This window comes from Desulfobacterium sp. N47 (assembly GCF_051233685.1).
Lineage (GTDB): Bacteria > Desulfobacterota > Desulfobacteria > Desulfobacterales > RPRI01 > RPRI01.
On record NZ_JBAMMY010000161.1, the window covers coordinates 1 to 12,146 of the forward strand.

The following is a 12,146-nucleotide window of genomic DNA, read 5'->3' on the forward strand; positions in this document are numbered from 1 at the left end:
CTGTTAATTCAAGTAAATAACTACCATTAATGAGTCAAGAATGCAAGTATAAAATGCATCTTTCTGAAAAATCTTCGTTTTACTTTTATTCAATATTTATCTTCAAATTCAATCGATTACCATTTGTCGGTCAAACACTAACTAACTGATAACACCTTACCGCTTTAACAACTTATCATAATGAGATCAAGCCTGCTTTTTGATTCTTACTGAATAAAAAAATTTTATCGGTATTTCTTGACACAAAAAAATTCGATATTAATTTTTACAAAAATAATACAATTTCTCTTATACATATTTTTCCTTTTGTTTGATTTGGTGCTAACCGAGACTAAGAAAATAGGAGGTGAAACTATGACAAATGGTTACCTTATTTCATTCCGATAGTACAAGCAGTTATAAAATAATACGTCAATAGCTTAATACAAAATTATTACATTGGCATTTTGCCTTGGGTGAGAAATCATGCAAAAAACGAACAATCAGATTAAATATAAAGGAGGGTCAACAAATGGTTACAAGAAGAATCTTTGATTTTCCTGAAATTGGCAGAAGAGGTTTTTTTGCCGAAATGGATAAAATGAAAAAACAGATAGACGCGCTTTCCGGCTTGGTATTTCGGACTTCACCATCATGGGGATATACCGGGGCCGGGGTTTTTCCTTTAATCAATATTACTGAAAATCTGAACAACTATTACGTAAGAGCAGAATTGCCGGGATTGAATGCTGAAGATCTGGATATTCAGGTCATGGGGAAAAACCTTACAATATCAGGTGAGCGCAAAATTTCTTCTGAAGGAAAAGATATTAAATACCACCGCAGTGAGCGTGAAGCCGGTAAATTTTCGAGAATAATCGGGCTTCCGGGTGAGATCAATACTGAAAATGTTGAGGCCCAAATGAAAAACGGCCTACTAACGGTTGTAATCCCAAAATCGGAAGCGGCAAAGCCGAAGCAGATAACTGTAAAATAAAGATTCTGTTAAAGGAGGGATGTAAAAATGGCTGAAACTAAAGAGCTAAAGGCAAAAGAAAAACAGGAATTTATTAATACTGCTGAGCAGACACAATCCGGCCTGGTTTTTACCCCGGCTGTAGATATCTTTGAGACAGAACGCGAAATAACATTACTTGCAGATATGCCGGGAGTAACCGGTGATAATGTAACTATTGATTTAAATGAAGGTATCCTGACCGTTTCAGGAAATATTAAACCATGGGAAGAAGCTGATGAATCGGATGTGTTGATAGAATTTGAAGTAGGCAAATACTACAGACAGTTTTCTCTTTCGGAAGTTATAGATCAGAGCAAAATCGAGGCAAAAATGGAAGACGGAGTACTTAGGCTGGTACTGCCAAAAGCAGAAAAAGCCATGCCGAGAAAGATTACGGTAACGTCATAGTACTAAGTTGAAAATATAACCAATGACATCCTGAGCCTGTCGAAGGATATTGCGTTTTCGATTATAGCAAATGTCATAAATCTGTTCCGTTTGGGTGAGGGTGCGTATGAGAACCATCACCCAACAAAATAGAATAAGCTGCAATCGGAACATTATTCTGACAAATGCTTTAGGAAGCCACAAGCTTCGGCAAGCTCAGGATGTCAAAACAACAGAGATAAATATTAACAGTACGCCCGGTAAAATTTTTCTCATATTCATATTTTCTGTCTCTTTTTTAAATTACACGTGAAAAAACATCCTGATCTAAATCCTGTATTCCGCCGTTTATAATGCTGTGGTAACCGACTGAAGCTATCATGGCGGCATTGTCTCCGCAAAGAGCGACGGAAGGCACATGGAGCTTAAAACCTGATGCACAGGCATCCTTTTCTGCTTTTTCACGTAACCTGCCGTTTGCCGCAACACCGCCGACTATTGAGATATGCTCACATTTTTTTAAACTTGCTGCGTAAAGAAGTTTATAAGACAAAACGTCAACAACAGATTCCTGAAATCCGGCAGCTATATCAGGGATTATTTCTTTATACCGATTATAATTTGTCTGAATAAAACGGCTAACCGAGGTCTTTAATCCGCTGAAACTGAAATCAAAGCCTGATTTATCGATATAGGCTCGCGGAAAATTTATTTTCGTGGGATCCCCTTTTTCAGCAAGTTTTCCTATAATACTTCCGCCCGGATATCCAAGGCCAAGCATTTTGGAAACTTTATCAAAAGCTTCCCCTGCAGCATCATCTCGGGTTTGTCCCATAAGCTCCATACCGGTATGAGAGCTTACATAATAGATGCCTGTATGACCGCCTGACACAAGAAGTGATATGAATGGAAATGGGGGAGGATCGGGTTCAAGAAAAACGGAGTGAATATGTCCTTGCAGATGATTTACGCCTGTCCATGGTATGTTCAGTGCAAAAGCATATGCCTTTGCGAATGAAAAACCAACCAGCAGTGATCCTATAAGGCCCGGGCCTTGCGTTACTGCAATCGCTTCAATCTGTTTTGTTTCAATGCCGGCACTGCTTATAGCTTTTCTTACAACCGGCACTATGGCCTCCATATGCTTTCTGGATGCCAGTTCGGGAACAACGCCTCCATACGGAGAATGTATTTCGGCCTGAGATGATACAACTGAAGATAATATTTTGCTCCCGTCTGAAACCACGGAAGCCGCCGTTTCATCACAGGATGTTTCGATACCAAGAATGATCATGAAAAATATCTGCTCTTACCCGAACTTCAACTGCTAATTATAAAGCTAATGAAATGTATGAGAGTTTGTTGGTTTTTAAACCCATTTTATTTTTTCCTGAGAGTTCTTCCTTTCCGCAATTTCTCCGATAATAAATATTTTTTCATTTTCAGCGGCCATACGGTCCATAATTTCATCTACCGATTTTTCAGGCACTATCGCAACCATGCCTATACCGTTGTTAAATGTTCTCATCATCTCTTCTTCAGAGACTTTTCCCGATTCCTTAAGAAAATTAAAAATGGGAGGTATATCCCAGCTGTTTTTTATAATTCTGAGCATGCATGTTTCGGGTATTATGCGTATAACGTTTTCAGATATTCCGCCACCGGTTATATGAGCAAGACCGTGAATCGGAAGATCTTTAAGCAGGGTAAGAATCATCGGGGAATATATCTTTGTCGGGATAAGCAGCTCTTCTCCTATGGTTTTGCCAAGCTCTGATACATAAGAATCAATTTTAAGCTTAAGGACATCAAAACAAATCTTTCGCGCAAGTGAGTATCCGTTACTGTGAAGACCGCTTGAAGAGATGCCTATAAGTTTATGACCCATGCGGATACCGGAACCGTCTATAATTTTGCTGTGGTCAACAATTCCTACGGCAAATCCTGCAAGATCGTACTCGTTTGTTTTGTAAAATCCGGGCATTTCAGCTGTTTCACCACCCAGAAGCGCGCATTTGGCCTGTTTGCAGCCTTCGGCAATGCCATTGACAACATCAACAGCTATTTCAGAATCGATTTCTCCTGTTGCAAAATAATCGAGAAAAAATAAAGGCTCAGCTCCCTGAACGATGATATCATTCACACTCATGGCAACAAGATCAATACCTACCGTATCATGTTTACCGGCCATGAAAGCCACTTTAAGTTTTGTTCCGACACCGTCTGTAGAGCTAACAAGAACAGGTTTTTGAATGTTATTGATATTTAGAGAAAACAGGCCGCCGAATCCGCCTATTTCGCCAATAACTCCTGGTCTGTTTGTTTTTTTTGCAATTTCTTTTATAGACTCAACCAGCTTGTTAGCTTTGTCTATATCAACACCTGCACCCGCATAAGTCAGAGATTTTGTCATGTTATGTTCCATTTCATTAAAACAGAATCCGGTAAGCTTAAAACAGTTAACCTCAAAAGCAGCCGTTTATTATCAGGAAAATATGATGCTGTTTATCAGCAGACTATGGCAAGCATTTATGATTATTAGTTGAAAGTTATGTCAGAAATATACTGATTCGGGTTAAAAGTCAAAACAATTTTTTTGACATAAAATGCTACATGTTGTAACTAAGCAAATAAATTTAACAATGTTAAGCAAGATGAGGATTTGTTATGAATAAATTTGCCAGGCTGGACCGTCTGCCCCCGTATGTCTTTGCAACTGTTAATAAAATAAAAATGGATGCCAGGCATGCAGGACAGGATATAATAGATCTCGGTATGGGAAACCCGGATCTCGGGGCTCCCCAGTATATTATTGATAAACTGGTTGAAGCTGCCCAAAAGCCGCATAATCACCGTTATTCCGCCTCAATGGGTATAACCAAACTCAGAATGGCTATAGCAGGCTGGTATAAGCGCCGGTTTGATGTTGATATTGATCCTGATAATGAGGCTATTGTAACCATAGGGGTAAAAGAAGGATTATCACATCTTATTCTTGTTACCATAAGACCTGGAGATGTGGTCTTCACACCTACGCCTACTTATCCTATTCATCCTTTTTCTGCAATTATAGCGGGAGGAGAAGTCCGGGGAATACCTGTAGGACCGGATTGTGATTTTTTTGAAAATCTTATTGATGCCACCCGGCAGACATGGCCCAAACCTAAAGTCCTGATAATCAGCTATCCTCATAATCCTACCACCGAAGTGGTAAATATAGATTTTTTTGAAAAGATAGTAGATTATGCAAAAGAACATAATATCATGGTTATTCATGACTTTGCATATGCAGACCTTATTTTTGACGGCTATGTCGCTCCCAGTTTTCTTCAGGTCAAAGGGGCAAAGGATGTCGGCGTTGAATTCTTTTCTCTTTCAAAAAGTTATAACATGCCGGGCTGGAGAGTCGGTTTTTGTGTGGGAAATCCTGAAATTGTTGCTGCGTTGCGCAGAATTAAAAGCTACCTCGACTATGGTGTTTTTCAGCCGATTCAGATAGCATCCATCATTGCTTTAAACGGCCCGCAGGATTGCGTAAAAGACATATGTAACACATATAAAGAGCGCAGAGACGCTCTTGTAAACGGCCTTAACCGTATAGGCTGGAATATTAAAAGCCCTAAAGGAACTATGTTTGTATGGGCCAAAATCCCGGGCCAATATATTAAAATGGGTTCGGTGGAATTTTCAAAGTTTATTATAAAGGAAGCACAGGTTGCCGTTTCACCCGGTCTCGGGTTTGGGGAATATGGAGATGAATATGTCCGTTTTGCACTTATTGAAAACACAATGCGAATTAATCAGGCCATCAGAGGTATAAAGAAGGTGCTATAATCAAATATTCACTCACTGTTAAATTTAAAAACAAATGCATTGTATTGCATGGTTTTATTACCGGGGTTTACTTTACCGGGCAGGAATTGATTTTATGAGAAAAATTAATATAGGTTTGCTTGGCTGCGGAACAGTTGGAACAGGGGTTGCCAGAATATTGCTGGAGAAAAAAGATCTTATCAGCTCCAGAATAGGCGCTGTGCTGGAATTGAAGTATGTTGCAGATCTGGATACAAGCCTTGACAGAGGTATAAAATTTGCCGAAGGGGTATTTGTAAGCGATGCTTCCAAAGTTGTCGATGACCCGGAAATTGATATAATAATAGAACTGATCGGCGGCGAGAAAATAGCGAAAGATTTGATTTTAAGGGCGATAGACAATAAAAAACAGATTGTAACTGCAAACAAAGCTCTCCTTGCTTCTTCCGGAAACGAAATATTTAAAGCTGCCGGAGTTAAAGGTGTTGATGTTGCTTACGAAGCAAGCGTTGGGGGTTGCATGCCTGTTATAAAATCTATCAGAGAATCCCTCATAGGTAACAATATCAGCTCCATGACAGGCATATTAAACGGAACCTGCAACTATATCCTCTCAAAGATCACAGATGACGGCAGCACTTTCGAAGCAGCTCTGCTTGAAGCTCAGATAAAGGGATTTGCAGAAGCCGATCCAACGCTTGATATAGAAGGACTTGATACAGCTCACAAGCTTGCTGTTATTAATTCTATTGCCTATGGAATGGAGATTAATTTAAAAGATATTTATATTGAGGGCATATCAAAGATTACTCCTCTTGATATTGAGTTTGCCGGTCAGTTCGGATACAGAATAAAGCTGCTTGCAATAAGCAAACACAGAGGAAATTTTGTTGAAGCAAGAGTACATCCTACAATGATACCTTTTAGGAATATGCTTTCAAATGTAAACGGCTCACTTAACGCTGTTACGATTACAGGAGATGATGTCGGAGATATTCTGCTTTATGGAAAAGGAGCCGGTATGATGCCCACGGCCAGCGCCATCATAAGTGATATTGCCGATCTCGCCAGAAATATCCTGTGCGGTTCTGTAGGAAGAGTCCCCTTGCTTTCCTGCCAGATGACAAATATCAGGAGTATCCCGATTTTGCCGGTTGATGAAATATTAACTCAGTATTATTTCCGGTTTTCATCTCAGGACAGACCCGGAGTTCTTTCAAAAATATCCGGAATTTTGGGAAAGTATGGGATCAGCTTAAAATCGGTTCACCAGAAAGGGCGTAAAACAAACGGTTCTGTGCCGATTGTTATGTTCACGCACCTTTGCAGGGAAGAAGATGTCAGGAAGGCTTTTGATGAAATATCAAAACTTGATGTTGTAAGCTCAAAACCTGCCCTCATAAGGATCGAAGATGACAGTGAAGAAGATTAAGCGGATTATGTTTTTTTCGGGTGGGCAATAAAATTATAAATAACATTGAGCCACTTTCAAAACGTTTCAGTTTGGTCAAGGTCAAGGCGGACGAAAATTTTAACCACAGGAATACATTTAGTATTTCGAGGATTAAAATTTGAGCCCAACGCAGAGATCGGCCTAAATGGGACGTTTTGAAACTGGCTCCATTGAATATCGGATATCGGACAAAGTACTGTACACTTTGCTTGCTATTCAATATTTAAGTATGAAAAAGGTGATTTATGCACATTGTATGCTGTGACCTTGAAGGCGTATTTGTACCTGAAATATGGATTAATGTGGCACAAAAAACAGGAATTGAAGAGCTGAGGCTCACCACGCGGGATATATCGGATTATGATGTCCTGATGAAAAGACGGCTGGAAATATTGGAAAGAGAACGTCTTACTATAACCGATATACAAAAAGTTATTGCAATGATAAACCCTCTTGAAGGAGCTGCCGAGTTTCTTTACTGGCTTAGATCAGTTACACAGGTAATTATTGTTTCGGATACATTTGTTCAGTTTGCAGGGCCATTGATGAAAAAGCTCGGGTGGCCAGCGCTTTTTTGTAATTCTCTTATAATAGGGCAGGACGGTTCCATTGAAAATTATACTTTGCGGCAAAAGGAAGGCAAGAAAAAAGCAGTAATTGCATTAAAAAGTCTTAACTACAATGTTATAGCCGTTGGGGATTCCTATAACGATATTGGTATGCTCAAAGAAGCAGACCGCGGAATTCTTTTCAGACCTCCCGAAAACTTCAAAAGCGATTTTCCTGAACTTCCAATTACACATAACTATGAAGAGCTCAAAACATTGCTTGAAGATGATTGTTTGAAGATAGTCAGCTGATTATAAATAAGGTAAATTTATGCTACAAAGCAGAATTACATACAGGGTGATTTACGGCGATACCGATAACATGGGGTATGCCTATAACGCAAATTACCTGCGCTGGTTTGAAATGGGGCGCGGGGAAATGTTCAGGAATCTGGGATTGACATATAAGGCTATAGAAGAAAAGGGATATTTCATGCCTCTGTCCGAGATTCAGTGTAAATTTTTATCTCCCGTTAAATATGATGATCTTCTGATAATTGAGACAACTCTTGATACAAGCTTTAAGGGCGGTATGAAGTTTACTTACCGTATATTAAATGAAGATGGAAAGACAGTACAGGCAACAGGCTCTTCAAAGCATGCCTTTGTAAATACGGACAGGAAAATTATCCGGCCGCCCTGTTGTGTTGTTGATGTCATAAAAAAAAGCTTAGCCGAAATTTAATATGGTTATAGATATTTCAAAATTTAAAAACTGTAAAATACTTGTTATCGGCGATCTTATGATTGACGAATACCTGTGGGGTGATGTCGAAAGGATATCACCTGAAGCGCCGGTTCCTGTAATAGCAGTTAAAAAAGAAGATTCAACTTTGGGAGGCTCGGGTAATGTAATAAACAATCTTGTTGCACTCGGGGCTGAAGTTTTTGCTGCCGGTGTTATCGGAGGTGACAGGAGCGGAAACCTGCTGCTTAAGAAATTCACCGCTCTTGGAGTTGACGTACAAGGGGTTATTCAGGAACCTGGACGTCCTACAACACGAAAAACAAGGATTATTGCGGGAAACCAGCATGTTTTAAGAATTGACAGAGAAACAATAAAGACAGTTTCAGATGATACTTTTGATAAAATCGCACATTTTATTGAAAAGAAAATTCCTGAAGCGGATGTGGTACTTATTTCCGATTACGGCAAGGGATTGATAAGCAAATTACTGGTGGCAAGAACAGTTAAAACAGCAAAAAAATACGGAAAAATAACCATAGCGGATCCCAAAGGTCGTGATTATTCAAAATACTCAGGCGTTACCCTTATTACTCCCAACATAAAAGAAGCAGCCCTTGCATCAGGAATAGAAATAACAAACAATTCCTCGCTGATAAAAGCGGGTAAGAAAATCATTGAAAGTACCGGCATCTTAAACCTTCTTATTACCTGCGGCAAAGATGGTATGATTCTGTTCGAAGAAAACAAAAAGCCCTATAAAATCAGCTCGGAAGCAAGGCAGGTATTCGATGTTTCAGGAGCAGGCGATACGGTTGTGTCCGTTCTTGGACTTTGCACGGCATCCGGCTCATCGCTTAAGGTTGGAGCGGCAATTGCAAATACTGCTGCAGGAATTGTTGTAGGAAAGATAGGAACAGCTACGGTATCGGAAGAAGAATTGTCAGCTGCTTTGATTGTTAACACCGATGAGTACAGAATAAAGCAAAAAAATCTTTCCGAGCTATCCGCTCTGCTCATAGACCTTAAGAACAAAGGAAAGAAAATAGTATTTACAAACGGCTGCTTCGACCTTTTACATGCCGGTCATATCAAATTGTTTTCCGCTTCAAAAAAAGAAGGTGATGTCCTTATAGTTGCAATTGATGATGATGCGTCGGTTAAAAAGCTGAAAGGAAACGGAAGACCGGTAATCAATGCCAAAGAAAGAGTCAGGATATTAAGCGCACTTGACAGTGTTGATTATATCGTTGTTTTTCCGGAAAATAAACTTAAAGACCTGATTGAAACCATACGCCCTGACGTACTCACAAAGGGAAGTAATTATTCGGCTAAAGAAGTATACGGGCATGATCTTGTAGAAAAATACGGCGGCCGGGTTGTTATTATTCAGGTTAAGGAAAACATTTCTGCAACAAGCATCATAGACTCAATAAGAAAAAGTGACCCTGCTTTATAATGCTTTATTTAAGGAAAAGTTCCGAAGGCATAATTTTTAAGGTTTATATTCTGCCCCGATCTTCAAAAAACATGATAGCCGGGCTTTTTGGAGATGCCCTGAAAATAAAACTTACAGCTGCCCCGGTTGACGGCTCTGCAAACAATATGTGCATTAAATATCTTGCTAAAATTCTTTCTGTTTCCGCATCAAATATTGAAATCGTTTCCGGGCACACCGGAAAAACAAAATATATACTATTAAAAAATAACGAAAAAACTTTATCCTCATCTACGGAAGCATTAATTTCAAAAATTGAGGGGCTTGCAAAAAGTCCATAGACCGTCATACCGGCGGAAGCCGGTATCCGGAACCTATTGAAATTGCTGGATGCCCCCGGCCTAAAGGTTGCCGGGGCAGGCTTATCGGGTCCGGCATGACGATACGGATATTTTCCGACTTTTTACGGTTTCATCAATTATAATGCTTATTTAGCTTAATTTATGATGAAATATGAAAGCAGATTCCATCCTGTCCAAAAAGTTGCCTGAACGGGTACGGGAGGCAATTTTAAATCAACAGAACGAAAGTGAAATTCTTATTGGCTGGTTTCAACTTGCCGTGGTCAGCCTGTACGGAATTCTGGCCGCCTTTGGCGCAGCTGTTCCAAGCGATACCTATGCCGCGGATGCATTACGGACTACAGATGCAGTTTTGGCAGCTGTTGAGTTGTGGAATGCGAAACTGACTGCTGATGGAAGACCGCAAATACGGGTAGGTGCAGCTGTTTCCACCGGAAATATCATCTTTGGAGCCGTTGGTGATGCCGACCGGCTGGAATACACCGTAATCGGGGGTGCCGTCAATCTTTGTGCAAAACTGGAAAAACACAACAAGACCGAAAAGGTCAGGGCTTTGACAACGCAAACAGCTTATACACTTGCTTTTCAGCAGGGTTACCGGTTACTGGGAGAAGATAGGCAACTCAGGCAGCGCCGGGTGGAAGGAGTCGATGATTCGGTGGGCCTGGTAGTGCTGGCTCTTTTAAAAGCCTGTGAAGCCAAACTTTAAGCTGTTCGCATATGCACCCTCACCCAATAAATTAGAATAAGCTGCAACCGGAATGTAGTTATGACAGACAAACGCTATATAATTAATTGCCGGTTTTTACTGATGTGCTGACTTCAAAAAACTCGGCTGTTTCCGGCTTTGCCTCATTTGTTTTTTCTTTAATTTTCACACCTCTGGTCTTCATTCCTGTATCTTTTGTCTTTACCTGGTAAACACTGCCGGAACCCGCCAGGTCAAGTTGGCCGAGAGGCGATGTGCTTGCATACACTATTATGTTTTCCTCACCAAAAGGAGGAGTTACTTCAAGATCATACTTATCCTGTCCTGAAGGCATAGTATAAACAGTGCCGCCGTTGAAATAGTTTTCTTTTCTGTAAGGATTGGGCAGAAGCTGAAGCATTGATCCATTGGCATCCTTATATAAAACCGAAGCAAAAAAAGGTTTATTACCCTTTATATAGATTGTGATTTTTTCTCCCTTTTTATAATTTTTGCTGTTTGTCCAAACAGCAACCTTAAGCGGCATATCGGGATTTTCTATATCATTGTCTTTTGACGAAGCTTTAATGATAGTATCATCCGGAATTATCTCAGCTTTAATTTTGACCTTATAGCAGTCACCGGCAGATGCATCCTTATACCAAAGACTGTCTGTTTGTTGAATGATTTTTACTTTGGCTTTACTGTAAGCCGAAACAAGATCATTTTCGAGTTCAAAATTCTTTATGGTGGTTTGGCTGCTAAGATGCGTAAGAACTGTTTCTGCTGCATTGCGTTTGGAATCGGCAACAGCGCTTTGTTCCGTTTCCTTTCTGGACTTGTCATCTCCCATGCAGGCGTAACCCTCTGCTTCAGTGATAGTTGACTGGGCGGCATAAAGAAATCTGCCGGATGTAAAGCATGTACTTGTCAACAGAAAAAAAATTATTACCAAATATTTAGGGGCATAAAATTTCATAAAAGCATCCTTTTAAGACTTGTAATAGATCCATCAACATTTATATAGAAAGACAACATTCATTTTAAACCAGCGATGTGAGTGTTATTATAAAACAAACTGTGTTACCATTCAAGCCTGATCAGGAAAAAGGCAATTTAGGTTGAAGATATCCCTGATATGCTTTGCAAGCCTTACGATAACGGCATTGCTTACATACGGCAATGTGCTTTTTTGGGTTTCCCTTTTTTGGACAAAGAATATATTTTCCTGCTGTATTTATATTTGTTTTCATTCACTTTATCCCTTAAGCAGGGATCTCTTTATTTCCTGATAAAAGCCCGGATACCGCGCAAGTTGATATGCCAGGCTCCTGTGTGCCTTTTGACAAAAGGCACAGCACAACAAAAAATTGGAACTTTTTACGAAGCTTTCATTGAGTAATGTTTATTATATAAATCCTTGTCATAAGGCGCCCGCCTTCCCGGGCATTGTTCTCTTGGGCATAACCGGCAATTTTCATAATCAACTTTTGCAGGAAAGAAGATTCCTGAAACCGAATGGCGCGGGGTCATGATACACTCCGGATTTATCTGCACCCCGATGGATTTTTAACAGCGGTGGTCGGGATTGTTTGAACAGCAAAATGCATTTTAAAAGTGATAAACTGCTTATTCAGGCTGCTGCCTCTTTCCTGGGAAATGTTTCCCAGTAGACCATATCCGGTGTTTTTTTGTCAAGTTTTTGATGCGGCCGT

12 protein-coding genes are annotated in these 12,146 nt (G+C 40.0%); 9 read left to right on the forward strand and 3 right to left on the reverse strand.

Annotated features, from left to right (window positions below; all coding sequences use genetic code 11):
* The first annotated feature begins 511 nt into the window (after window positions 1–511).
* Both VXK47_RS10515 and VXK47_RS10520 read left to right on the forward strand, forming a co-directional pair.
* The gene (locus VXK47_RS10515) at window positions 512–976 is read left to right on the forward strand and encodes an Hsp20/alpha crystallin family protein (protein ID WP_435548739.1); all 465 of its coding nucleotides are present in this window, start codon (window positions 512–514) and stop codon (window positions 974–976) included.
* A 27-nt stretch (window positions 977–1,003) separates the two neighbouring features.
* Window positions 1,004–1,405, forward strand: coding sequence for an Hsp20/alpha crystallin family protein (locus tag VXK47_RS10520; RefSeq protein ID WP_435548740.1), 402 nt, complete (start codon window positions 1,004–1,006; stop codon window positions 1,403–1,405).
* A gap of 277 nt (window positions 1,406–1,682) precedes the next feature.
* Here the strand turns inward: VXK47_RS10520 and tsaD are convergent, their stop codons facing one another.
* Together tsaD and purM are read right to left on the reverse strand one after the other, a co-directional pair.
* Window positions 1,683–2,678, reverse strand: a complete 996-nt coding sequence (gene tsaD, locus VXK47_RS10525; protein ID WP_435548741.1) for a tRNA (adenosine(37)-N6)-threonylcarbamoyltransferase complex transferase subunit TsaD — start codon at window positions 2,676–2,678, stop codon at window positions 1,683–1,685.
* A 75-nt stretch (window positions 2,679–2,753) separates the two neighbouring features.
* Window positions 2,754–3,797: a phosphoribosylformylglycinamidine cyclo-ligase gene (gene purM, locus VXK47_RS10530; RefSeq protein ID WP_435548742.1), complete on the reverse strand. Its 1,044-nt coding sequence runs from the start codon at window positions 3,795–3,797 to the stop codon at window positions 2,754–2,756.
* Between the two features lie 254 nt (window positions 3,798–4,051).
* On the opposite strand from purM, the gene VXK47_RS10535 reads away from it, so the two are divergent.
* From VXK47_RS10535 to VXK47_RS10565, 7 genes are all read left to right on the forward strand, one after another.
* On the forward strand, window positions 4,052–5,218 hold the full coding sequence (locus tag VXK47_RS10535) for an aminotransferase class I/II-fold pyridoxal phosphate-dependent enzyme (RefSeq protein WP_435548743.1): 1,167 nt from the start codon (window positions 4,052–4,054) through the stop codon (window positions 5,216–5,218).
* Between the two features lie 94 nt (window positions 5,219–5,312).
* Window positions 5,313–6,629 (forward strand): homoserine dehydrogenase, encoded by a 1,317-nt coding sequence (locus tag VXK47_RS10540; RefSeq protein ID WP_435548744.1) that lies wholly within the window; start codon window positions 5,313–5,315, stop codon window positions 6,627–6,629.
* A 266-nt stretch (window positions 6,630–6,895) separates the two neighbouring features.
* Window positions 6,896–7,510 carry a bifunctional phosphoserine phosphatase/homoserine phosphotransferase ThrH gene (thrH, locus tag VXK47_RS10545; RefSeq protein WP_435548745.1) on the forward strand — a complete coding sequence of 205 codons (615 nt, stop codon included), beginning with the start codon at window positions 6,896–6,898 and terminating at the stop codon, window positions 7,508–7,510.
* A gap of 19 nt (window positions 7,511–7,529) precedes the next feature.
* A complete protein-coding gene (locus tag VXK47_RS10550) occupies window positions 7,530–7,943 on the forward strand; it encodes an acyl-CoA thioesterase (protein ID WP_435548746.1) in 414 nt (137 codons plus the stop codon).
* 1 nt (window position 7,944) lies between these two features.
* Window positions 7,945–9,402 carry a D-glycero-beta-D-manno-heptose-7-phosphate kinase gene (gene rfaE1, locus VXK47_RS10555; protein ID WP_435548747.1) on the forward strand — a complete coding sequence of 486 codons (1,458 nt, stop codon included), beginning with the start codon at window positions 7,945–7,947 and terminating at the stop codon, window positions 9,400–9,402.
* The gene (locus tag VXK47_RS10560; RefSeq protein WP_435548748.1) at window positions 9,402–9,722 is read left to right on the forward strand and encodes a DUF167 domain-containing protein; all 321 of its coding nucleotides are present in this window, start codon (window positions 9,402–9,404) and stop codon (window positions 9,720–9,722) included. Before rfaE1 ends, VXK47_RS10560 begins: the two co-directional genes overlap by 1 nt.
* 172 nt (window positions 9,723–9,894) lie before the next feature.
* On the forward strand, window positions 9,895–10,452 hold the full coding sequence (locus VXK47_RS10565) for an adenylate/guanylate cyclase domain-containing protein (RefSeq protein WP_435548749.1): 558 nt from the start codon (window positions 9,895–9,897) through the stop codon (window positions 10,450–10,452).
* 82 nt (window positions 10,453–10,534) lie between these two features.
* Here VXK47_RS10565 and VXK47_RS10570 read toward each other — a convergent pair whose 3' ends face one another.
* Window positions 10,535–11,410, reverse strand: coding sequence for a DUF4384 domain-containing protein (locus tag VXK47_RS10570; RefSeq protein ID WP_435548750.1), 876 nt, complete (start codon window positions 11,408–11,410; stop codon window positions 10,535–10,537).
* Window positions 11,411–12,146: the final 736 nt, after the last annotated feature.

Bases quoted from the DNA above. Each gene is read 5' to 3' on its own strand.
- VXK47_RS10515 (WP_435548739.1), top strand. From the start codon at position 512: ATGGTTACAAGAAGAATCTTTGATTTTCCTGAAATTGGCAGAAGAGGT.
- VXK47_RS10520 (WP_435548740.1), top strand. From the start codon at position 1,004: ATGGCTGAAACTAAAGAGCTAAAGGCAAAAGAAAAACAGGAATTTATT.
- tsaD (WP_435548741.1), bottom strand. From the start codon at position 2,678: ATGATCATTCTTGGTATCGAAACATCCTGTGATGAAACGGCGGCTTCC.
- purM (WP_435548742.1), bottom strand. From the start codon at position 3,797: ATGACAAAATCTCTGACTTATGCGGGTGCAGGTGTTGATATAGACAAA.
- VXK47_RS10535 (WP_435548743.1), top strand. From the start codon at position 4,052: ATGAATAAATTTGCCAGGCTGGACCGTCTGCCCCCGTATGTCTTTGCA.
- VXK47_RS10540 (WP_435548744.1), top strand. From the start codon at position 5,313: ATGAGAAAAATTAATATAGGTTTGCTTGGCTGCGGAACAGTTGGAACA.
- thrH (WP_435548745.1), top strand. From the start codon at position 6,896: ATGCACATTGTATGCTGTGACCTTGAAGGCGTATTTGTACCTGAAATA.
- VXK47_RS10550 (WP_435548746.1), top strand. From the start codon at position 7,530: ATGCTACAAAGCAGAATTACATACAGGGTGATTTACGGCGATACCGAT.
- rfaE1 (WP_435548747.1), top strand. From the start codon at position 7,945: ATGGTTATAGATATTTCAAAATTTAAAAACTGTAAAATACTTGTTATC.
- VXK47_RS10560 (WP_435548748.1), top strand. From the start codon at position 9,402: ATGCTTTATTTAAGGAAAAGTTCCGAAGGCATAATTTTTAAGGTTTAT.
- VXK47_RS10565 (WP_435548749.1), top strand. From the start codon at position 9,895: ATGAAAGCAGATTCCATCCTGTCCAAAAAGTTGCCTGAACGGGTACGG.
- VXK47_RS10570 (WP_435548750.1), bottom strand. From the start codon at position 11,410: ATGAAATTTTATGCCCCTAAATATTTGGTAATAATTTTTTTTCTGTTG.